Annotated in this window: 14 protein-coding genes and 1 pseudogene; 7 read left to right on the top strand and 8 right to left on the bottom strand. The window is 65.3% G+C overall.

What is annotated here, in order from left to right; genetic code table 11:
* On the bottom strand, positions 1–185 hold a 185-nt coding region (locus XAXN_RS06460; protein ID WP_485129894.1), incomplete at its 3' end, for a transposase.
* A 63-nt stretch (positions 186–248) separates the two neighbouring features.
* Positions 249–878 carry a thymidine kinase gene (locus XAXN_RS06465; protein ID WP_054318945.1) on the bottom strand — a complete coding sequence of 210 codons (630 nt, stop codon included), beginning with the start codon at positions 876–878 and terminating at the stop codon, positions 249–251.
* A gap of 208 nt (positions 879–1,086) precedes the next feature.
* Here XAXN_RS06465 and rep point away from each other — a divergent pair, with 208 nt between their 5' ends.
* A complete protein-coding gene (rep, locus tag XAXN_RS06470) occupies positions 1,087–3,063 on the top strand; it encodes a DNA helicase Rep (protein WP_054318946.1) in 1,977 nt (658 codons plus the stop codon).
* 342 nt (positions 3,064–3,405) lie between these two features.
* Here rep and XAXN_RS22415 read toward each other — a convergent pair whose 3' ends face one another.
* Positions 3,406–3,567, bottom strand: coding sequence for a hypothetical protein (locus XAXN_RS22415; RefSeq protein WP_164514223.1), 162 nt, complete (start codon positions 3,565–3,567; stop codon positions 3,406–3,408).
* A gap of 57 nt (positions 3,568–3,624) precedes the next feature.
* On the opposite strand from XAXN_RS22415, the gene XAXN_RS06480 reads away from it, so the two are divergent.
* Both XAXN_RS06480 and XAXN_RS06485 read left to right on the top strand, forming a co-directional pair.
* Complete coding sequence (locus tag XAXN_RS06480) at positions 3,625–4,161, top strand: GNAT family N-acetyltransferase (protein ID WP_134980089.1); 537 nt, start codon at positions 3,625–3,627, stop codon at positions 4,159–4,161.
* Between the two features lie 51 nt (positions 4,162–4,212).
* Entirely contained in the window at positions 4,213–5,238 is a 1,026-nt protein-coding gene (locus XAXN_RS06485) for a DUF4272 domain-containing protein (RefSeq protein ID WP_054318947.1), read from the top strand.
* Positions 5,239–5,514: 276 nt separating this feature from the next.
* On the opposite strand, the gene XAXN_RS06490 is transcribed toward XAXN_RS06485, so the two are convergent.
* Complete coding sequence (locus XAXN_RS06490; protein WP_054318948.1) at positions 5,515–6,183, bottom strand: YceH family protein; 669 nt, start codon at positions 6,181–6,183, stop codon at positions 5,515–5,517.
* Positions 6,184–6,509: 326 nt separating this feature from the next.
* Between XAXN_RS06490 and XAXN_RS06495 the strand changes: the two genes are divergently transcribed.
* Together XAXN_RS06495 and pyrF are read left to right on the top strand one after the other, a co-directional pair.
* Positions 6,510–7,469 (top strand): 5'-nucleotidase, lipoprotein e(P4) family, encoded by a 960-nt coding sequence (locus XAXN_RS06495; RefSeq protein ID WP_054318965.1) that lies wholly within the window; start codon positions 6,510–6,512, stop codon positions 7,467–7,469.
* The gene (gene pyrF, locus XAXN_RS06500; RefSeq protein ID WP_054318949.1) at positions 7,466–8,185 is read left to right on the top strand and encodes an orotidine-5'-phosphate decarboxylase; all 720 of its coding nucleotides are present in this window, start codon (positions 7,466–7,468) and stop codon (positions 8,183–8,185) included. Before XAXN_RS06495 ends, pyrF begins: the two co-directional genes overlap by 4 nt.
* A 422-nt stretch (positions 8,186–8,607) precedes the next feature.
* Here pyrF and XAXN_RS06505 read toward each other — a convergent pair whose 3' ends face one another.
* The 4 genes and pseudogenes from XAXN_RS06505 to XAXN_RS06525 form a co-directional block, all read right to left on the bottom strand.
* Complete coding sequence (locus tag XAXN_RS06505; protein WP_054318966.1) at positions 8,608–10,128, bottom strand: tryptophan halogenase family protein; 1,521 nt, start codon at positions 10,126–10,128, stop codon at positions 8,608–8,610.
* Between the two features lie 106 nt (positions 10,129–10,234).
* Positions 10,235–13,269, bottom strand: a pseudogene (locus XAXN_RS06510) (TonB-dependent receptor).
* A gap of 323 nt (positions 13,270–13,592) precedes the next feature.
* Positions 13,593–16,634 (bottom strand): TonB-dependent receptor, encoded by a 3,042-nt coding sequence (locus XAXN_RS06520; RefSeq protein ID WP_054318950.1) that lies wholly within the window; start codon positions 16,632–16,634, stop codon positions 13,593–13,595.
* Between the two features lie 167 nt (positions 16,635–16,801).
* Positions 16,802–17,854: a LacI family DNA-binding transcriptional regulator gene (locus tag XAXN_RS06525; RefSeq protein WP_054318951.1), complete on the bottom strand. Its 1,053-nt coding sequence runs from the start codon at positions 17,852–17,854 to the stop codon at positions 16,802–16,804.
* Positions 17,855–18,274: 420 nt separating this feature from the next.
* Here XAXN_RS06525 and XAXN_RS06530 point away from each other — a divergent pair, with 420 nt between their 5' ends.
* Both XAXN_RS06530 and plsB read left to right on the top strand, forming a co-directional pair.
* Positions 18,275–19,246 carry a hypothetical protein gene (locus XAXN_RS06530; RefSeq protein ID WP_054318952.1) on the top strand — a complete coding sequence of 324 codons (972 nt, stop codon included), beginning with the start codon at positions 18,275–18,277 and terminating at the stop codon, positions 19,244–19,246.
* Complete coding sequence (plsB, locus tag XAXN_RS06535; RefSeq protein ID WP_054318953.1) at positions 19,246–21,897, top strand: glycerol-3-phosphate 1-O-acyltransferase PlsB; 2,652 nt, start codon at positions 19,246–19,248, stop codon at positions 21,895–21,897. Before XAXN_RS06530 ends, plsB begins: the two co-directional genes overlap by 1 nt.
* The last annotated feature ends 72 nt before the right edge of the window (positions 21,898–21,969 follow it).

Genomic DNA, 21,969 nt, shown 5'->3' on the forward strand with positions numbered 1-21,969 from the left:
ATCCGCAACCTCGTCGCCAGTGCGTACGGCTGCCGACCGGGCCGCCCCGATACCGGATAGTGCGGCGCGATCAGGGCAAGCAGTTGCTGCCACGGAACGACCTGCTCCATCTCGGCCAGGAAAATCTCGCGACGGGTTTGCTTGCGCTTGCCCAGGCCCTCAGCGTCACCGAACGTCAGTTGCATGTGATGTCTCCTCACTCCGAAACGATAGTGTCGCGCTTTTTTGGCGCGTTGTTCAGAGGTTCCCTAGGCAACCGGCAGCGGCAAGGCGATCTGCAGCGGATCGATGCGGCCCTCGCCGCGCATGATCTTCTTGAACTCGGCGCGGCTGACCGACACATAGCGCTCGTTGCCGCCGATCTCCACCTGCGGTCCGTCCTGCACCGCGTGCCCGTGTGCATCCACACGGACGGTCATGGTCGCCTTGCTGCCGCTGTGGCAGATGGTCTTGATCTCTTCCAGCTCGTCGGCCCAGGCCAGCAGGAATTGGCTGCCTTCGAACAACTCGCCGCGAAAATCGGTACGCAAGCCGTAACACAGCACCGGAATCCGCAGACGGTCGACCACCTCGCTCAACTGCCAGACCTGCGCACGGTTGAGGAATTGCGCTTCGTCCACCAACACGCAGTGCAACGCGCCGTCGTTGTGGATGTCGCGTTCGACCAGCTGTTGCAACTCGGTGTCGCGCTCGAAGATACGCCCATCCGCGCGCAGGCCGATGCGCGAGGCGACCACGCCGCTGCCGGCGCGGTGATCGAGCTTGGGCGTGAGGATCAGCGTGCGCATGCCACGCTCGCGGTAATTGTGCGCGGACTGCAGCAAGGTGGTGGTCTTGCCGGCATTCATCGCCGAATAGTAGAAATAGAGCTTGGCCATCGGGCGATTTTACCGGGCCGGGCGGCCGGATGCGGCGCCTGTGGGTGCGGCGATGGCGTGGCCGGATGGGGGCAACGCCTGCCGTCGAGCGGAGGGGAGCGCAGCCTCCGGTGATGGGCAAGGGCTAGCGGCACGGGAGACATGAATCCATCGTGCCGGCCAGCCGCAAGCAGCCCCGGTACAATGGCGCGCTCTGTCGGAAGCCTCTATGTACGGTCTCAATCCCCCGCAAAGCGCCGCGGTGCTGCACTGCGAAGGTCCCTTGTTGGTGCTGGCCGGCGCCGGCAGCGGCAAGACGCGTGTGATCGTGGAAAAGATCGCGCATCTGATCGCCATCGGCCGCTATCCGGCCAAGCGCATCGCCGCGATCACCTTCACCAACAAATCGGCCAAGGAAATGCGCGAGCGTGTGGCCAAACGCATCCGCGGCGATGGTGCCGACGGCCTGACCATCTGCACCTTCCACGCGCTGGGGCTGAAGTTCCTGCAGATCGAGCATGCCGCCGCCGGTTTGAAGGGCGGCTTTTCGATCTTCGATTCGGACGATGCCGCCGCGCAGATCAAGGACCTGATGCATGGTGCCAAGCCCGATGCCATCGAGGACGCCAAGAACCTAATCTCGCGCGCCAAGAACGCCGGGCTGTCGCCGGAGCAGGCGATGGCGGCGGCACGCAGCACCCGCGAGAAGGAAGCGGCCAGTTTGTACGAGCGCTACCAGGCGCGGTTGACCAACTTCAACGCAGTGGATTTCGACGACCTGATCCGCCTGCCGGTGCAGATCCTGAAAGCCAACGAAGACATCGTGATGGGCTGGCGCGAGCGCATCGGCTACCTGCTGGTGGACGAGTGCCAGGACACCAACGATGCGCAGTACCGGCTGCTGAAGATGCTGGCCGGGCCGCGCGGCAACTTCACCTGCGTGGGCGACGACGACCAGAGCATCTATGCCTGGCGCGGCGCCAATCCGGAAAACCTGCAGCAGATGGCGCGCGATTATCCGGCGCTGGAAATCATCAAGCTGGAGCAGAACTACCGCTGCTCCAACCGCGTGCTGCGCGCGGCCAACGCGTTGATCGCGCATAACCCGCACGAACACTTGAAGACCTTGTGGAGCGACCAGGCCGACGGCGAGCGCATCCGCGTGTGGGAATGTCGCGACAGCGAGCACGAGGCCGAAAAGGTCGCTGCGGAGATCTCGTTCCTGGGCACTGCCAAGCAGGTGCCGTGGAGCGATTTCTGCATCCTGTTCCGTGGCAACTTCCAGTCGCGGCCGCTTGAAAAAGCGCTGCAGCTGTTGCGCGTGCCGTATCACCTCACCGGCGGTACCGCGTTTCTGGAGCGGCAGGAGGTCAAGGATCTGCTGTCGTGGTTGCGGTTGATCGTCAACCCGGACGACGACGCGGCGTTCTTGCGTGCCGTGCAGTCGCCCAAGCGCGAAGTCGGTGCGACCTCGCTGGCGCGTCTGGCCGAGCTGGCCAGCGCCAAGTCGGTGCCGATGTCGCGTGCGGCCGAGTCGATGGGTGCCCTGCAGCATTTGCCGCCGCGTGCAGCCAACGGTTTGAGTGCGTTTACCGACATCCTGCGCGATATGCGCGAGCACTCGTCCAGCATGCCGGCCGGCGAGCTGGTGCGCATGCTGGCCGACAAGTCCGGCCTGCTCAACGACCTGCGCAATCAGTCCAAGGACGAGACCGGCTTCCAGCGGCGTAAGCGCAATCTGGACGAGCTGGCCGAGTGGTTCGAAGGTGGCCCGCGCGGTGCAAGCGCCAGCGATCTGGCTGCGCAGTTGGCGTTGCTGTCGCGCAACGACAAGGACGATGGCGGCAACCAGGTGCGCATGATGACCATGCATGCGTCCAAGGGACTGGAATTTCGCTATGTCTTCATCGTCGGCTGCGAGGACGGCGTGCTGCCGCACGAAGTGAGCCTGGAAGAAGGCAATTTGCAGGAAGAGCGTCGCCTGCTGTACGTGGGCATCACCCGCGCCAAGGAGCAGTTGTGGATGAGTCACAGCAAGCTGACGCGCAAGTTCGGCGAGCATGTGCGACTGAAGCCGAGCCGGTTTTTCGATGAGATTCCGGCCGAAGAACTGCAGCGCGATGGCGCCGATCCGGTGGCCGACGCCGAGCGCAAGAAGGAACGCGCCAGTGCGGGATTGGCAGCGATCCAGGCGTTGTTCGACTGAGTTCCACTGAGCCGCGCGGGCAGCTTTGTGCCACATGCATCAAGAGCTGAGCCTGGCACGCAAGACGGCGCTGGGCGTGTGCCGGAGGCACTGCTGGTGCGTGCGTGGCACACATCGGTTGCGAAGCGTGCCTGGCGCTTAGCCTCCTGAGCCGGCTGCACTGCACGGCACCACGTGCGCAAGGACGGAGCGCATCGTGGAATGACCTGCAATGTTGGCAGAGAGAAGTCCATCAAGGCCCAGTGACGGCGCTTGACGTGCGCACTACGCGCTGAGGCATGCGGCCCGCCACAGAAGCGGAGCAGCTGGCATGCAGGCGCGGCATGATGGCTAGCGCTGAAGTTAGCCGTCCCAAGCCGAAGCGCTGCCGGCCAACGATGCAAGCCGGCAACGCGCCGATGGCCGGCACGACGCACCGGTGGTGCGCGCCAGTTGCACCACCCAACCCGCGTGACATCGCCGACCTTGCGCGTCGAGCAGCGTGGCCATGCGTGCGATCGTCATGGCTTGTCAGTGCCACTGCCGCACGGCGGTCTGAGGCTCCCGCCAACGGAGTGCGCCGTGACCGTCATCCTCGAAACCGCACGCGTGCGCTTGCGTCTGCTCGACCCCGAGCGCGCTGCCGAGGCGATGCTGGCGCTGGTCAACGATCCTGCGTTCATCGCCGGCATCAACGATCGCGGCATCCGCACCCGCGAGCAGGCGCGCGAGCATGTGCGCGAATGGGCGCAGGCGCATCAGCAACAACACGGCTTCGCGCACTGGGCGCTGGAAACGCGCGACGGAAGCACCTTCATGGGCACCTTGGGCCCGTTGTGCCGCGAGACCTTGCCGGTGCCGCATATCGGTTTCGCGTTGTTGCCCGCGTATCGCGGCAAGGGCTATGTGACCGAGGCCGGGCGTGCGGTGCTGGAGCATGCACGCCAGGGACTGGGATTGACCCAGATGTGCGCGATCGTTTCGCCAGGCAATGCGGAGTCGATCCGCGCACTGGAAGCGCTGGGGCTGCGCTACGACAGCCTGCGGGTGCTGAGTCCCGGCACCGAGGCCGTGGCGTACTACACGATCGACCTCGGCCCTGGTGGCGTGGACAGCTGAGCGGCGCTACGTCACCCTGCCGGTTGTTTTCCACTGCGCAGGGATGCCTGCATGGCACTGTTGGTCAACGCCTATTCCACGCTGTGCGCGCCGCTGTGGCCGGACTTTCTGCCGCAGGCGGCCGTGCAGCACCGCGACCATGCCGATCCGGAGCTGACAGATCACGTGCATGGCTTCGTCGGCTACGTGAATCAGGCCGGCGATGGGCAGATGACGCAATCGCGCTATCACCTGATGCGGCATGTGCAACGGGTGCGCCAGCACTTCAGTTTCGAGGTCGACGATGCGGACTTCGGCGCGCTGGCGCAGTGGGCCGAGCAGGCCAATGCAGTGTGTTTCCTGGCCGATGGCAGCGTGCGCGACCCGCAGGGCCGGGTGCTGATCAGCCAGGGCGAGCCGGCGATCAACGACGATGCGCAGGTGCCGTATCCTCCCGATGCGTTGCAGCGGCGCGCGCAGCAACTTTCCCTGCTGACCGTGCAAGGCATCCGCGTGCCGCCCAGCCTGCCGCCGGTGCCCGGCCAGGTCGAAGCACGCGTACGCGATGCGGCAGTCGTCAGTCAGCGCATGCTGGCGTTGTTTGCGGTGGCGCTGCGGGCAGAAATCCTGGCCGCCGGCGATACGCCGCCGTCGCTGGACGAGGTGGAAACGCGCCTTCCCGGCGTGGCCGCGGCGCTGTCGCCGCAGGAGCGCGCCTTCTTCGCCGAGGACGCGCAGGTGCTGGCCAACTTCGGCTGGCGCTACGAAGCCCTGGCCGTGCTGCAATGGGCCTTGGGGTTGGCCGACACATTGCCGGAGCCCACCGCCCTGTGCGATGTGCCCCTGGCCGCACAGGGCGCGCTGGACAACGCGCAAGCCGCTGAGCGCCCGACGCTGGCGCTACGCCCGCTCCCCGAGCTGCTGGACACGCTGGACCGCCACCTGCGCCTGCACTGGGCGGTCCGCCAGGCCGGCCAATCCGGTCAGCCGGTGCCTGCCGGCATCATGCCGGGCGTGGTGTATGAGCGGCATTACGCGCTCAACTGGCTACTGCACTTCGAAGATGCCGAGTGGGACGAGGTGGACACGTCGACCTGAGGTTGGCGTGCCCCGGCCCTGGCGCTCAAGCGCGGGCAGTGCGGCTGCACTGCCGCGGCAGGACGGGCCGGTGCCTCCATCCGGCACGTGCGCAGACTGACAGAGTGCAGCCGGGCGACAAGGCAGTGCGGGTCTTGTGGGCGATGCCGCATGCCTCTGCGCGCCGTGATGGGTATCGGATCCGGCAACTGCCTGATCACCCGATGCAACAGGCGCCGATGCTGCGGCACACCTGCCGCGCCGCCGCTGCAGCCGTCGGCGGGGTACCGCCGACGATCAGGCGCCAGCCGCGTCCAGCCGCGCCTGTACCGCCGCGAGCGCTTCCTGCAGTTCGACGATCGTCGCTTCCAGTGTCTGCACGCGCGCTTCCAGGTCGCTGGTGTCGCTGCCGCTGCGCGCGCTGGGGGCCGCACGCGCGGCGGCAGCCTGCAGCGCCTCCACATCGAGGTCGCCGCTGAGCAGATGCGCGTAGCGGTCTTCGCGCTGACCGCTGGCGCGCGGCAGCTGTGCGGCCAGACCACGCTGGATCAGCCGCTCCAGGTGATGGCGCACGTCTTCGGCATCGTTGAAACGCGCCAGCCGTTCGCTGCGCGCGTACAGCTCGCCCAGCGTCTGCGGGCCGCGCAACAGCAGCAGGCCGATCAGTGCGACCTGCTGGCGGGTCAGATCCAGCACGCTGCCCAGGCGGTGTTCGTAACGCTCGGCACGCGAAGAAAACTGCTGGCGCACCAGGCCCAGGCTTTCCAGCTGGCGCAGCGCGTGGTGCACCACACCGGTCTGCAGGTTCAGCACCGGCTCGCGCGTGGTCTTCTGATTCGCGGCCACCTGCGCAGCGTTGACGGTGAGCGGGTACGTGTTCGGCGTGGTGGCCTCTTTTTCGATCAAACAGCCGAGCACGCGGGCCTGGGCGGTGTCGAGGACGAGCGGGGGCGAGGTCTCTGTCATGGATGACTCCGGTAGGCAATCAGCGCACAAGGATATGCCGATCCGCTGCCGGCGTTCTTCCGCTGCGACGCTATGCCAGGTGGCCGACGACATTGACGGTATCGCGCATGTGGGCGTCGTGCGCTGGCAACCGGTCTGGGCATCCAGGCATGGGCACATGCCCGCAATCGTGTGGAAGACCGATGCAGCCCAGCGTGTATGACGACCGGCATCGCGGCGAGCGTCAGCCGTGCGCCTGTGTCAACCAACGGCGCTGCCTCGGCCAGCGCGAGCGATGCGGCGCGAACCGGCTAAAATCGCAGGCTTTATTGCCGATCCCTGTCACGGTGGATGCCATGCGCTCCTCGCTTTACGCTCCGTTGTCCCTTATCGCCTGCACCGCGCTGGCCCTGAGCGCCTGCAAGCCCGCCGACACGCAGCCAGCCCCGCAGGCGCAGGAAGCCGCCGCAACTGCCAATGCCGACGCCAGCGCTGCGGCCGGCAAGGCCGCGACGTCGTCCACCACCGCACCGGCCGGGGACGACAACCTCAATGCGGTGCTGTGGATGCAGCGCTCGGAGGAATACCGCGCCGTGGCCGAGCAGACCTACCGCGCCGCTGCCGACAAGCTCGATAACGCGCTCAAGCAGCCCAATTGGGACGCGCTGGTGCCGGAAGAACACGGCAATGCCGCCACCGGCTTGAAGCCGGCGGTGGTGCTGGATGTGGACGAGACCGTGCTGGACAACTCGCCCTACCAGGCGCGCCTGCTGCGCGATGGCAAGGAATACGACGAGCTGAGCTGGGACCAGTGGGTGGCCGAGAAGAAGGCCAAGCCGATCCCCGGCGTGGTGGATTTCGCCAAGGCCGCCAACGCCCGCGGCATCACCCTGATCTACATTTCCAATCGTGCGGTGCACCTGAAGGACGCCACCTTGGCCAATCTGCGCAGCGTGGCCTTGCCGGTGGCCGACGACAGCGTCTTTCTCGGCCTGGGCACGGTGGTGCCCGGCTGCGAGCAGAACGGCAGCGAAAAGAACTGCCGCCGCCAGTTGGCCGGACAGAAGTACCGCGTGCTGATGCAGTTCGGCGACCAGCTGGGCGACTTCGTGCAGGTCACCGCCAACACCGGCCAGGCGCGTGGCGCGTTGCTGCAGCAGTACCATGACTGGTTTGGTGAACGCTGGTGGATGCTGCCCCACCCCAGCTACAGCGGCTGGGAGCCGGCGCAGTTCAATAACGATTACGCGCAACCCTGGCAAAAGCGCCACGATGCCAAGCGCGCTGCGCTGGAGGTGGCCCGATGAGCCGCACGCCCTTGCCGCTGGCCGCGCATGAGCGGCTGATCTTCGCGCTGGATGTGCCCGGCCACGACGAAGCGATCGCCTGGGTGGACCGGCTCGGCGATTCGGTGTCGTTCTACAAGATCGGCATGGAGTTGCTGGCATCGGGCGAGTACTTCCACGTGCTCGACGCGCTGGCCAAGCGCGACAAGCGCGTGTTTGTGGACCTCAAGTTCTTCGACATTCCTGCCACCGTGGCCGGCACCATCCGCCGCCTGGCGCAGTGGCCGGTGAGCTATTGCACCGTGCACGGCTGGCACGCCGGCATGCTGCAGGCTGCCGCCGACGCCAACCACGGCGATATGCGCCTGCTGGCGGTCACGGTGCTGACCTCGATGGGCCGCGCAGACCTGGCGGCAATGGGCATCGGCCGCGAACCGGTGGAGGTGGTGGTGGAGCGCGCGCTGGCTGCGCAGGCCGCCGGTATCGATGGCGTCATCGCCTCCGGCCAGGAAGCGGGCCCGATCCGCCGTGCCACCGGTCCGGCGTTTTCGATCGTCTGCCCCGGCATCCGCCCCGGCGGTCCGGTCGGCGACGACCAGCAACGCACGGTGGGCGTGGCGCAAGCATTGAACGACGGGGCCGACGCGATTGTCGTTGGCCGCCCGATCCGCCTGGCGAGCGACCCTGCAGCGGCTGCCACCGCCATCCAGGCGGAGATCCGCGCAGCACTGGCTTAGTAATGCCGCTGAGCAGCCGCGAGCGCTGCTAGAAATTCAATTAAATCAACTTCTTAGACAACAATAATTAAAGCATTGCTTTAACGTAAAAGTCTCGTTAACATGCCGGCGTCCGATGTCAGTCGGAAGCTGTGTCACTCATTGTCCACCGGGCTTGTCCCGGCTTTCGAAGGGATCGCGCCTTGTGCCCGATCCCTTTTTTTTGGCCGGCACGTCGTGCATGTCGCGGTGACCGGCGGCGGTGGCTGGCCGCCTGATGGCAGTCGATGGTGCGTTGCCCGCTGCACCAGCGAGCATGCATCGCCTGGACGCCCAAGCGGACTGCGCCGGTACTGCATGCTTGGATCTCTGCATCCGGATCGGCCAACCGCAACTGCCACCACTCTGGACATCAGCTCAAGCCGCAGTGCCAACCAACGTACCTACGGCAGCGCCGCTGCCTTGCAATAGCGGTCGATGAATTGCTGGTGGCTGGGCATCACATCCACGCAGTGCGAAATGGTCTGCGCCACGCTGGTCAGGAAGCCTTCGGCGTCGCGGTCGGGCACCTGGTCCACCAGCGGGTGATACCCCTGCGGCAGGATGCCCTGGCCCACCATCACCTGCACCCAGCTGATCTCGGCAAACATTTCTTCGGCATTGCGATAGAAGCGCCCGCTGTCGCGGAAAAGATCCAAGGTGCTCTGTAGCTCCGAGGTGATCGGCATGTGGCGGCAATGCCGCCAGAACGCGCTGTCGTCGCGTCCGGTGGCGTGGTAGTGCAGCAGCAGAAAATCGCGGATGCGGTCGAACTCGAATGCCAGCCGGTCGTTGTAGCGCTGCACCAGCACCGGGCTGATGCCCTCGCGCGGGAACAGCTCCAGCAATTTGGAAATGCCGGACTGGATCAGATGGATGCTGGTCGATTCCAGTGGCTCCAGAAATCCGCTGGCCAGGCCCAGCGCGACGACATTGCGGTTCCAGCATTGCTTGCGCCGGCCGGTAGTGAAGCGCAGCGGGCGCGGGTCGGCCAGCGGCTTGCCGTCCAGATTGGCGAGCAGCGTGGCGGCGGCTTCGTCGTCGCTGATGTGCGCGCTGCAATACACGTAGCCGTTGCCGGTGCGGTGTTGCAGCGGAATGCGCCACTGCCAGCCGGCCGCGCGCGCGGTGGAGCGCGTGTACGGCGTGGGTGGGCCCACTTTTTCGCAGGGCACCGCCAGCGCGCGATCGCAGGGCAGCCAATGGGTGAAATCGTGATAGCCCGTGTGCAGCGCGTCTTCGATCAGCAGCCCACGGAAGCTGGAGCAATCGATGAACAGGTCGCCTTTGATCACCTGCCCGGAGGCCAGCTGCAACGATTGCACATGGCCGCTTTCCGGATGCAGCTGCACCTGCTCGACCAACCCTTCGATGCGGGTAACGCCGCGTTGCTCCGAATAGAGACGTAGAAAATGCGCGTACTGCGTGGCATCGAAGTGGTAGGCGTAGGCGATGTTGGCCAGCGGCGAGTTGGCCGGCACGTCGCCGGCCGAGGTCATGAATTTGCCGCGCGTGGCCGCCACGGTGTTGAGCGTGTACGCCCCCAGCGGCTGCGCTTTGCCGCGGGCGTGTTGTTTGATCCAGTATTGGTGGAACGGCAATAGCCCCAGCGGGTGCCCGATCTGGGTGCCGAAACCATGCATGTACTTACGGCCGGGGCGTTGCCAGTCGACGAACTCGATACCGAGTTTGAAGCTGCCCTGGGTCTGGCGCACGAACTCGGCCTCATCGATGCCGAGCAGGTTATTGAAGGCCTTGATGTGCGGCACGGTGGCTTCGCCCACACCGACGGTGCCAAGCTGTTCGGACTCGATCAGCTGCACCTTGAAGGTGGGCCCAAGCACGCGCGCAAACGCGGCGGCCGCCATCCAGCCGGCGGTGCTGCCGCCGACAATGACGATGTTGCGAGGTGGAGCGGGAATCATGCGGATGCATTCCTGAGCAAAGACAGCGGACGAATACGCGAACGGGGCCAATTGGCCCCGTTCGACAGGCCACATGCCCGTCCCGGCGCATGTGGCAAGGCACGCATCAGAACTTGGCGCCGATCTCCAGCACGACACTGCGTGGCACGTAGTTGATCTCGCCACTGGTGTTGATGGCGATGTCCGGAGCGAACTGACCATTGCTGCCGAAGCCGTTGTAGGCGTACGCGCTGTAGTTCTTGAAGTTGAACGCGTTGAGCAGGTTTACACGTGCATTGAGCTTGAAGTCGCCGGCCACGGTGAACTCCTTTGTGGCCTGGAAGTCCACCGTGCGGTAGCCCCAGATATCGCCGCCCACCAGGAACTTGCCGCTGCCTGGCGGGGTGACGCCGACTTGCTGGCAGGTGGCGCCATCGGGTCGGTGAAGCCGAAGCAGGCGATCGTGTTGATCGACTCGGGCGTGGCCAACACCAGCTTCGCACCGAAGGTCACCCCCCACGGGCCGTCGATCGAGCCGGAAGCGACGAAGCGATGCGCGGCCACCGCGTCGGATTTGACGAACGGGTAGTCGTGGATCGTGGCCTTGTCGAAGCCGTAGGGCTCATCGATATTGCGATTCTGGCGCGCGCTGGTGTGGGTGTAGGACAAGGTCAGGCCCCAACCGGATTCCTTGGTGTAGGGCTTGTCGGCTGACAACAGCACCTGGCTGTTGCGCTGCTCCAGGCCGTTGCTGCCCAGGATGGTGTTCTGGTAGCCCGGCACCGGCTCGCCCCACGGCACGTTGCCGTTCTGGAAATAGGCGCCATCCGGATAGCGGTTGATCAGGCCCATCGCAAAGCCGTCGTAGCTCAGGATGCGCTGGAAGGTCACATCGGTCAGCCAGTCGCCTATCTGGTTGGTGATGCCGATGCTGTACTGGTCGCTGTACGGCGTCTTGAGCTTGTTGTTGAACATGAAGAGCTCGGCGCTGCCGGACACACCGGGAATGGTGTTGAGCTGATCGATGCCGTTGAGATACCGCGGGTCGAACGCCACGCAGGTACGGTCGGCGCGATAGCACTGCTGGGTTGCCGGATTTTCGAAATACACCGCCACTGGCGACAACGCCGCCTTGCTGGTTTCCAGCGCCAACTGTTCGAACAGGTTGCGATCGTACGAGCGCGCGGCACCACCATGCACAATGGCCGCTTCGTCGCCGAAGATGTCATACGAGAAGCCGAAGCGCGGCGCCCAGGCATCCTTGAAGTTCTTGCGGTTGTTGCCGGTGCTGATGTAGTCGGCCACGTTGATGCCGCTGGGCAGCAGACGATTGGCCCACGGCTGGCCGGGATTTTCCGCGTCGTTGGCATAGAGCGCGTCGACGAAGGCCTGCGAGGTGACGAAGTTGGTGTAGGCCGGGGTGTCTTCGTAATCCCAGCGCACGCCGATGTTGATCATCAACTTGTCGGTAGCGGCCCAGTCGTCCTGCAGATAGATGCCGTACTGCTTGGACGGCGAGACCACGGTGGCGCGCTGGCCTGGCGTGGTGTAGGGCGCGATGAAGTCAACCCGGTACGGCGTTGGGTCAATGCTGCCATTGCTGACGCGATAGCTAAACTGCGGATTCAACGCCGCCGAATCCTGCGAGGTGAGCTCGATGTCCTTGTAGTTCACACCCATCTTGATGGTGTGTTCGCCATGCCACTGGAAGCTGGTGAACGTCAGATCGTTCTGGATGAACCAGCCCTTCTGGCTCTTGCGCTGCGCGTTCTTGCCGCCAGCCGAACCGGTGGTGAGGAACGTGCGCTCATCGATATCGGTGGAACCGGAGCGCGGCTGGAAATAGGTGTAGACGATGCCGTTGCCCAGGGTGCGCGGGGTCGGGTTGTTCTCCGAATTTTCGGTGCCGACGATGACCTCGTTGAACCAGTTGTCGGCACTGTGCTGCCAACGCAGGTTGGTGCGCTTGTCCTTGTTGATCTTGTCGGTGGCTTGGGCAAGCGTGTTGGTACCGCCGACGTTGGCGGTCTGCGTCTCGTCGCGGTAGATCGTGCTCAGTTCGATGCGGTCGCGATCGGTGGGCTCGAAGTCGATCTTGCCGAACAACAGGTCTTCTTCGAACGGCATGTTGGCCGGGCCGTACTGGCTGGACAGGTTGGCCGGCAGCTGGCTGACGAAGGCCGCCGCCTCGGAACTGGGCTGCACGCTCTTGGGCGCCACGTTTTCCTTGCCTTCGTAGGCAACGAAGAAATGCATGCGGTGCTGGATGATGGGCCCGCCCAGCGCAAAACCGTATTCCTTGGTCTGCGAATCGATCTTGCCGTTGGCTTCTTCGTCGGGCCGCTTGTCGCGTAGATCCTGATCGGTGTAGCGATAGAACGCTTCGCCGTGGAACTCGTTGGTGCCCGACTTGGTGGCTGCGGTAATCGCCGCGCCGCTGATCTGGCCGTATTCGGCCTTGTAGTTGGACGTGATCACCTTGTACTCGCCAATGGCGAGCTGCGGGAACGGGTTGCCCTGCGTATCGCTTTGACCGGCAACGCCACCGCTGCGCACGTAGCTCTTCTGGCCCACGCCATCGATATAGAGATTGCCGGCGCTGGCGTTGGACGCACCGCCGCGCAGCTTGGTGTTGCCGTTGCCATCGACCTGAAACACCATGCCCGGCACGGTATCGGCAAACTCCAGGAAGTTGCGCGTGGCCTGCGGCAATTGCTGGATCTGGTGCGCGCTGATGGTGTTGCCCACCTCCGAGGTCTTGACGTCGCGGATCATCGGCGCGCTGACCGTCACCGTATCCAGCGTGGTCGCATCGCCGACCGGCGCCGCAGTCGTCTCGGTACCCAGATCGACGATGGCGCTGGAGGCCACCGACAGGGTCACCGTGCGGCTGATGCCGTTGGATTCGACCTTGTAGGTGTCCGGCTGCAGCCCGACGATGGTGTAGTTGCCGTTCGCATTGACCGGCGCACGTCGCACCGAGCCGGTGGCGAGATTGGTGACGACGACCTCGCTGCCGCTCTGCGCGGAAGCGACCTGGCCGCGCAACGTGGCGTTGCTGGACTGGGCCATGGCCGGTGTGGTGGCGAACAACGAGGCGGCCAGGGCGCAGCACAACAGGCTACGCGCCGGCAGGGTGGAGACGGTGCGGTGATTCTTCAAGACTTTCCCCCTCCCAGGGGTAAAGCGCGACGCAGTGCAGTGACTGGCGCGTTGGGTTGGTGCTTTGGTGTGGAACACAGGGACAACAGGCAACAATAGCCGCAATGGCTGCAAGAACAACAAGGGTCTGCGGTGACGGTGCTTGCTCCTTCAGGCACGGGTCGAGACGGGCGAGGCAATGGCGGCGCGTGGCCGATACGGCGCATCGGCAAGCACCGGGCAATGCAAACCAACGATGCATCAGAGCAGGTGCCGTGCGCAGACGCCAGCACAGGCGGCACCCCTGTGCTGACATCGTTGGCGACGCTGGCGTTTCTAGCGACTTACCAGATGATGCGTGCGCTCAGGAACAGCGTCCGCGGCGAGGTGGACAGCGCGCCGTACTGGTTGATGCTGGCGCGCGGGTTGTAGACGCCGTCCTGGCCCCAGTCGATGGCGTACTGGTCGTAGTTGCGGAAGTTGAGCGCATTGATCAGATCCCCGCGCACCTGCACCGTCAATGCCTCGGTGACATGCATGTCCTTGGACAGCGACAGATCCAGCTGCCGGGTGCCGAAGATGCCGCCGCCGGCGATGAACTTGCCGCCCGGTGCATCCACCGAGACGATGCGGATGTTCTCCGACGGCTGGCCGCCGTACTGGTCGTAGGACACCGCCTCGTTGCGCGGCGGCACTGTGGCCAGGGTCAGCTTGGCCGAGGCGCTGATGCCCCAGAACAAATCGTAGATGCCGGTCAGCACCAGGCGATGGCGCGGCACTGCGTTCAGATCAAGGAACGGGTAGTCGGCGATGGTGGCCGCATCGAACCCGTAGCGCTCATCGTTGCCGCGGTTGCCGCGTGCGCGCGAGAACGTGTAGGCCGCGGTCAGCCCCCAGCCGCTTTCCTGTGTATAGGGCTTGTCGGCCGACAGCAGCAGCTGGCCGGTCTTGGTTTCCACGCCGTTGTTGCCGATCAGCAGCGAACCGAAGCCCGGCGGATTCTCGTTCCACGGCTGGCCGCCATTCTGGAAGAAATCGCCATTGGGGTAGCGGTTACCCAAGGTGAGGATCAGACCGTCCTTGCTATGGATGTAGGACAGCGTGGCCGAGGTGTTCCACTCGCCCAGCCGCGTGCGCAGGCCCAGCGAATACTGGTCGGAATAAGGCGTTTTCACGTCGTTGTTGAGCAGGTCGATCTCGCCGTTGCGCACGCCCGAGTTGACCAGGCTGCCGAGGCTTGACGGATCGCTCAGGTACGCCGGGTTCCAGTTGACGCAGGTGCCCGGCGCCGGCGTGCAGCCGGGCGCGGCTTCGGCAAAGCGCAGCGTGTACTGCGCCAGCGCCGACTTGACTTGCTCCAGCCCCAGGATGTCGAACAGGTTGCGGTCGTAGCTGCGCCCGGCACCGCCGAACAACACCAGCGATTCATCGCCGCGGAAATCGTATGAGAAGCCCAGGCGCGGGGCGAAGTTGTTGTTGTCCTGCTTACGGTTATGGCCGTTGCTGATGTAGTCGTTGATGTTGACGCCGCCCTTGGCCAGTTGCTCGGCGTAGGTGGCGCTCACCGTCGGGTCGGTGCCGGGGCCGTTCAAGGCCGCCACCACTTCCGGCGGGGTCACGTTATCCAGATACGAGGGAATCTTCTCGCCATCCCAGCGCACGCCCAGGTTCAACTGCAGCTTGTCGTTGACGTCCCAATCGTCCTGGATGTACAGGCCCAGCTGCTTGCTCTTGGTCGTCACCGACGGCGCCGCACCGGCAAACGGCAGATTGAACTTCACCTGGTAAGGAATCGCCGAGGTTCCCAGGCCATCGGCCACCGCGTAGTAGAACGAAGGATTGACCGTCGAGTTTTCGCTCTGGGTCAGCTCCACTTCCTTGTACTTCACGCCCATCTTGATGACGTGGCTACCGTGCCAGTCGATGCTGTTGAAGGTCAGGTCGTTCTGGAAGCTTGGGCCTTTCTGTCCCTTGCGCTGGATGGCCAGGCCGCTGGTGGCGTTGTCGCGGATCAGCACATCGTCTTCGGCCACGCCGCGGGTATAGATATTCTGGTTGCCCAGGGTGAAGGCATTGGGGTTGAACAGCACGTCCTCGTAGGAGACACGCGCCTCGTTGACGTAGCGTTCGCCAAAATGCTGCCAGCGCAGGTCGTAGCGCTCTTCGGTATTGAGGTTGTTCTTGCCGGCGATGGCGGTGTTGCGGTCGCCCACGTCGTCGCGGCTCTTCTCGTCGCGGTACTTGGCGGTCAACTCCAGGCGGTCGTTCTCGCCCACGTCCCAGTCGATCTTGCCGAAGTACAGGTCTTCCTTGAACGGACGGGTGACCGAACCCAGGCGGCTTTGCACGCCGGCTGGCAGGTCGTCGCTCAGGGCGCTGAAGCTGTCCGGCACCGAGACCGGATTGGCCGACACCTCGAAGCCCTTGCCTTCGTAGCTGACGAAGAAATGCGCCTTGTCCTTGACGATCGGCCCGCTGAAGGCCATGCCGTATTCGTCCTGGTGGGTCTGGCGCTTGCTGCCGTCGGCATTGGGCGCACCGGCGCGCTCGTCGGCCTGACGCGCGCGGAAATCGGTATTGGTGGTGCGCCCGAAGATCTCGCCGTGGAACTCGTTGCCGCCGGACTTGGTGGAGGCCACGATCGCCGCCGACCCCACCTGGTCGAACTCGGCCTTGTAGTTGGAGGTAATGACCTTGTACTCGCCGATCGCCAGCTGCGGGAACGGGTTGCCCGCGCTCTGCTCCTGGCCGGAGACGCCGCCGAACAGATAGCTCTTCTGGCCCACGCCGTCGATGTAGACGTTGACCGCCGAGCTGGCCTGCGCGCCACCGCGGATGCGGCTGTTGCCGTTCGGGTCGGTCTCGAACTGCATGCCCGGAACGGTGTCGGCGAACTCCAGGAAGTTGCGCGTCAGCTGCGGCACCGTGTTGATCTGCTTGAGCGACACATTGGTGCCCACTTCGGAGGTCTTGACCTCCTGCAGCGAGGTGGCGATGACCTTGACCGTGTCCAGGGTGGTGGTGGCGCCATCGGCGGGCGTTGTCGCCTCGCCGCCAGTGCCCAGATTCAGGCTCACCGAGGAAGCCACCGACAGGGTCACCGTCTTCTCGGTGCCAGGGCCGGCATTCACCTTGTAGGTACCCGGCGGAAGGCCAACCAGGGCATAGCTGCCGTCCGGCCCGGTCGCCACGCGTCGCGTGGTGCCCGTGGCGACATTGGTGGCGGTCACCAAGGTGCCTGTCTGGGATGCGGCGACCTGCCCGCGCAGGGTGGCATTACTGGACTGGGCCATGGCCGGGCTGGCGGCCAGCAACGAAGCGGCAAGGGCGCAGCACAGCAAGCTGCGCGCCGGCAGGGTGGAGACGGTACGGTAGTAGGTCTTCATGACTTCCCCCTCCCAGGGGTCAGGCGCGTACCGGCAGCGTGGTCGGCGTGGCGCAGGGTGACGCGTTATTTCAGGGACGAACAAGCAGCGGTAGCGGCAACAATGGCGTTATAAAAAACATAAGAAACCGTAACGAATTAGTGAAGATGCGACGTAGTGCATGGACATCAATGGCCTGGTGTGCCCAGGGCAGCGCTGGAGGCACGCACGATCAGCTCCGGAACCATCTGAGAAAACGCCGGCGGTGCAGCATCGGCAGGCGGTGCAGGCGCATCGACCAACTGCTGGCCCAGCAACAACTGCAACGCGCGCGCGCCCAGGCCGGCGGTATCCACCCGCATCGTGGTCAGCGCAGGCAGCACATAGCGCGCCATCGGCACGTCGTCGAATCCGGCCAGCGCAATGTCCTGTGGCACCTTGAGCCCGGCATGGCCGAGCGCGAACAGGCAGCCCAAGGCCATCATGTCGTTGGCGGCGAACACCGCGTCCGGGCGGTCCTGCTGCGCCAGCGCCTGGCCGGCGCGATAACCGGATTCTTCGTCGAAGTTGCCGGGCAAGACGCACGGCTGCGCGGCCGGGTCCAGCGCCAGTTCGTCGCGATACCCGCGCAGGCGCTCATGCGCATCGAAGTTGTCGTCCGGCCCGGCAATGAAGGCGATGCGGCGGTGGCCACTGTCGCGCAGATGCCGGGTCATGACCCGCGCGCCGCCGTAGTTGTCCACATTGAGCACCGGGCGCTGGCTGGCGCTACCCGCGCAATTGAGCAGCACCGCCGGCAGGCCGCCGGGCAGCGCGTCTTCATGCACGTCTGAATCGCCCAGCGACGGCGACATCACCACCACCCCGTCCACGCGCCCGGGCAGCCGCTCCAGTGCACGGCGATGCGCCTGCGGGTCGCCGTGCGAGCTGGACACCAGCAGGTGGTAGCCCTGCTCGCACGCCACCTGGTCGATGCCACGGATCAATTCGGAAAAGAATTCGCCATGCAGGTCCGGCAGCACCACCCCGATGGTGTGGGTGCGCCGGCTGCTGAGACTGCGCGCGGCGTGGTGCGGGATGTAATTGAGCGCACGCGCCACCTGCAAGACACGCTCGCGTACCGACTCGGCCACGTGCTGATGCCCGTTCATGGTGCGCGAGACCGTCGCCACCGACACCTGCGCTTCGCGCGCAACGTCCTTGATGGTGACGCTGCCGCCTTCGGACCGTGGCCGACTCATGCTGTGGCGTTCTCCAAGTCAACGCGCGTGGCGCAGCGCGCCGTGGTGAGGCGCACGGCCTGCTGGCACCGCTGGCACCGAGCGCCCGTGTCACACAGGCACAAGAATGACATCAGCCCCATCTGATGGTGACCCCCAAGCGAGATGCAGCGCACGCTAGCAGGAACTGCAAGCGCTTACATGATGCGTCGCAGCATTGGGCCAATCGCAAGCGGCGCAAGGGCTTGCGCCCGATCGCGGGACAAGTTTGTCCGAATTAAGACATCAGCAGCCAACGTTGGACACTGGTCGACAACATGCCAGGAACGACGAAAACGTAACATCTGCGCACCATACCGCGGCGCATGGTACGGGCTCGCCTTGCCGCCAATGCCTCCAGACAGCAAGATGCGCCGATCGATCAGGGGGAACATCGTGCGCATGTCGATACCTACCGTCCGTGCAGGGCGGTTCCACTCCGCCGCGTGGCTGCTGCTGGCCGCGCTGTGCGTGAGTGGCTGCCAGCGCAACCAGACCGCGCCAGCACTGCCCGGCGCCAAGGCCGAGCCGGCCGCAGCGATGCAGGCGATGACCCTGCCGCTGCGTCGCAATGATCTGGTGGCGTACGCACGCATCCGGGTCACGCCTGCGCAATACACCCAGCTGGAAGCGGCATGGCGCAGCGGTGCCAGCCGCTGGCCGCTGACCGAACTGCCGCTGCCGAATGAAGTCGGCGCGCTGCTCGGGTCGTTGTCGGCGCCCGATGCCGAACGCCGGCTGCAGCAGGCCTTCGATGCGCAGCTGGCCGGCCAGGCCCAGGGCATCGCGCAGGCGGCGCAATCGCTGGGCCAGTTCGGCGTGCAATACCTGTGTAGCCGCAACGACTACCAGCCCGAGCAGCGTGCCCATTACGTGCAGTTGGTCAATGCTTTGAGCGCGTGGGCTGCCACCGCGCCGCTGGCCGATCGCCCCCGCGCCAAGGCCAGCATCGCCGACCTGGTGACCGCCGCGAGCGCCACCGGCATCACCTCCGATGCCGACCTGCAGCGGCTGGGCATGGAAGAAAGCCTGCGCCGGCTCGGTCCCTTCTGGGGAACCTGCAAGCAGGTGCTGGAGCGTTACGACCTGTCGATCGACAGCAGCCTGGACGCGTTGCGGACCGGGTTGATCAAGCAGGCTGCCGACACCGCCCAGGTACGGCTGCGCTATCCGCTGGCCGCCCACGATATCGATCTGAACGTTGCGCTGATCAAGCGCGAGGGCCACTGGTATCAGCTGCAGACCCAGAACGAAGTGCAGGCCCTGCTCGATGCGCAGGCCGCGCCCTTACCCGGCGCCACTGCAGCGCCCGACACCGCAGCGGCCGCGCCGGCGAAGCCTGCCGACACCGGGCAACGCCCGGCTGGGCGATAATGACCGTGATGCCGGAACAGAATCCCCTGCCGTTCCCGGACGGCCCGCCCAGCACTGCCGACACCGGCGCCACCACGGCGTCATTGCCGCTTGCCGAGCCGGTACCGCCAGCGGTTGCGCCATCGATCGCCCCCGGCGTTGCCGCTGCGCGCAGCGCCAAGCGCCCCTGGTGGGCGCGCCTGCTCGGCCGCCTGGCAGACCCCTGGCTGAGCCTGACCATCGAGCCGGACCAGCCCGGCCGTTACGACGACGGCCGCCCGGTGGTGTACGTGCTGGAAGACTACGGCATGTCCAATGCGCTGATTCTGGACAAGGCCTGTCGCGAAGTCGGCCTGCCGTCGCCGTTGGTGCCGTTGCCGGGCGACCCGCTGGAGCGCAAGCGCGCCTACCTGGCGCTCTCACGGCGCAGCAGCAGCAATTCGCTGATTCCCGAGCAGCGCGGCGGCAAGACCCATTCCGATTCGCTGGCCAAGCTGCTGCAGGCGCACCGCGTGCGCGCGGACCTGGACGTGCACCTGGTGCCGGTATCGATCTTCGTCGGCCGCGCGCCGGACAAGCAGAGCGGCTGGTTTGCGGTGCTGTTCTCCGAAAACTGGGCGCTGGTTGGCCGCTTCCGCCGCCTGCTCTCGGTATTGCTCAACGGCCGCACCACCATTGTGCGCTTCGCCCCGCCGATTTCGCTGCGCCAGACCATGGCCGAAGGGCTGCCGCCCGAGCGCACCTTGCGCAAGTTGCAGCGCGTGTTGCGCACGCACTTCCGGCGCATCCGCGAAGCGGTGATCGGGCCGGACCTGTCTACCCGCCGTTTGCTGGTGGACCAGGTGCTGGCCGCCGAATCGGTACGCGAAGCCATCGCCATCCAGGCCAAGCGCGACAATTCCAAGCCGGTCGACGCCTGGCGCAAGGCGCATGCCTATGCGTGGGAAATCGCCGCCGACTATTCCAGCCCGGTAGTGCGCTCGGCCAGCTTCCTGCTGACCCACGTGTGGAACCGGATCTACGCCGGCGTGCTGGTGCATCACCTGGACAAGCTCAAACAGGCCGCGCCTGGGCACGAAGTGGTGTACGTGCCCAGCCACCGCAGCCACATGGACTACCTGCTGCTGAGCTACCTGCTGTACGAACGCGGCATCGTGCCGCCGCACATCGTGGCCGGCATCAACCTCAACCTGCCGGTGGTCGGCACGCTGCTGCGCAAGGGTGGCGCGTTCTTCATCCGCCGCTCGATCAAGGGCAATGCGTTGTATTCGGCGGTGCTGAGCGAATATGTCGCGCAGCTGGTGGCCGGCGGCTATTCCATCGAATATTTCGTCGAGGGCGGGCGTTCGCGCACCGGGCGTTTGCTGCAGCCCAAGGGCGGCATGATCGCCATGACCCTGCGCGCGTACCTGCGCCAGCCGCGCAAGCCGGTGCTGTTCCAGCCGGTGTATATCGGCTACGAAAAGCTGATGGAAGGCAACAGCTACCTCGACGAGCTCACCGGCCGGCCGAAGGAAAAGGAATCCATCTGGGGCCTGCTGTGGTCCATCCCCAAGGTGCTCAAGCAGAACTACGGGCAGGTGGTGGTGAACTTCGGCGAGCCGATCGCGCTCAACGACGTGCTGGCCAAGCACGCGCCCGATTGGGACGGTCAGCCGCTGCCGGAAGACGAAAAACCCACCTGGCTGGCGCCGGCGGTGGACATGCTGTCCACGCAGATCCAGACCCGCATCAACTGCGCCGCCGACGTCAATCCGATCAACCTGCTGGCGCTGGCCTTGCTGTCCACGCCCAAGCACGCGATGGGCGAGGCCGACCTGATCGCGCAGATCGAGCTATGCAAGAAGCTGCTGGCCGAAATGCCGTACTCGGACCGCGTCACCGTCACCCCGCACACCCCGGCGCGCATCATCACCCACGCCGAAGAGATCAACGTGCTCACGCGCGTGTCGCATCCGCTGGGCGATGTGCTCAGCGTCAGCGGCGATACCGCGGTGTTGCTGAGCTACTTCCGCAATAACGTGCTGCACCTGTTCACCGCGTCCTCGTGGGTGGCGTGCTGCTTCCAGAACAACCGCCGCATGAGCCGCGCCGGTCTGTTGCGCCTGGGCCGCACCGTGTATCCGTTCCTGCAGGCGGAGTTGTTCCTGCCGTGGAGCGAAGACCGTTTTGCCGAGCGCATCGAGCAGATCATCGACATGTTCGTGCGCGAAGGGCTGTTGCTCAACGTCACCGACGACGATGGCGGCATCCTGGCACGCAACACCGGGCAGACCGACGAAGTGTTTCGCCTGCGTGCGATCGGCCATTCGCTGCAACAGGCCTTCGAGCGCTATTACATCGCCATTTCGGTGCTGGTGAAAAACGGTCCTGGCGTGCTCGGTGCCGGCGAACTGGAAAGCCTGTGCCAACAGGCCGCGCAGCGTTTGAGCCTGCTGTACGCACCGGCCGCGCCGGAGTTCTTCGACAAGGCCCTGTTCCGCGGCTTCATCCAGAAATTGCGCGAGTTGCGCCTGGTGTGGCCGGACGAAAACAGCAAGCTGATGTTCGACGAGCGCCTGGATGCCTGGGCCAAGGACGCCAAGTTCATTCTCGGCCGCGAACTGCGCCACACCATCGAACGCGTCAGCCCGGCGGCGGCCAAGCCGGACGTGGTGGTGCCGCCGCAGTAAACCGTTGGCGAACGCCTGCAAGTCCTGTGGCACGCGTTGGGCGCCTGGCGAGATGTCTGTGGACGAGGCGCC

Origin of the sequence: Xanthomonas axonopodis (assembly GCF_001304695.1) — a bacterium.
Lineage (GTDB): Bacteria > Pseudomonadota > Gammaproteobacteria > Xanthomonadales > Xanthomonadaceae > Xanthomonas > Xanthomonas axonopodis.

Excerpts from the sequence above, each read along its gene's own strand:
- pyrF (WP_054318949.1), top strand. The coding sequence starts at position 7,466 with ATGAGCCGCACGCCCTTGCCGCTGGCCGCGCATGAGCGGCTGATCTTC.
- XAXN_RS22415 (WP_164514223.1), bottom strand. The coding sequence starts at position 3,567 with ATGACGATCGCACGCATGGCCACGCTGCTCGACGCGCAAGGTCGGCGA.
- XAXN_RS06525 (WP_054318951.1), bottom strand. The coding sequence starts at position 17,854 with ATGAGTCGGCCACGGTCCGAAGGCGGCAGCGTCACCATCAAGGACGTT.
- XAXN_RS06530 (WP_054318952.1), top strand. The coding sequence starts at position 18,275 with ATGTCGATACCTACCGTCCGTGCAGGGCGGTTCCACTCCGCCGCGTGG.
- plsB (WP_054318953.1), top strand. The coding sequence starts at position 19,246 with ATGACCGTGATGCCGGAACAGAATCCCCTGCCGTTCCCGGACGGCCCG.
- XAXN_RS06505 (WP_054318966.1), bottom strand. The coding sequence starts at position 10,128 with ATGATTCCCGCTCCACCTCGCAACATCGTCATTGTCGGCGGCAGCACC.
- XAXN_RS06490 (WP_054318948.1), bottom strand. The coding sequence starts at position 6,183 with ATGACAGAGACCTCGCCCCCGCTCGTCCTCGACACCGCCCAGGCCCGC.
- XAXN_RS06520 (WP_054318950.1), bottom strand. The coding sequence starts at position 16,634 with ATGAAGACCTACTACCGTACCGTCTCCACCCTGCCGGCGCGCAGCTTG.
- XAXN_RS06465 (WP_054318945.1), bottom strand. The coding sequence starts at position 878 with ATGGCCAAGCTCTATTTCTACTATTCGGCGATGAATGCCGGCAAGACC.
- rep (WP_054318946.1), top strand. The coding sequence starts at position 1,087 with ATGTACGGTCTCAATCCCCCGCAAAGCGCCGCGGTGCTGCACTGCGAA.
- XAXN_RS06485 (WP_054318947.1), top strand. The coding sequence starts at position 4,213 with ATGGCACTGTTGGTCAACGCCTATTCCACGCTGTGCGCGCCGCTGTGG.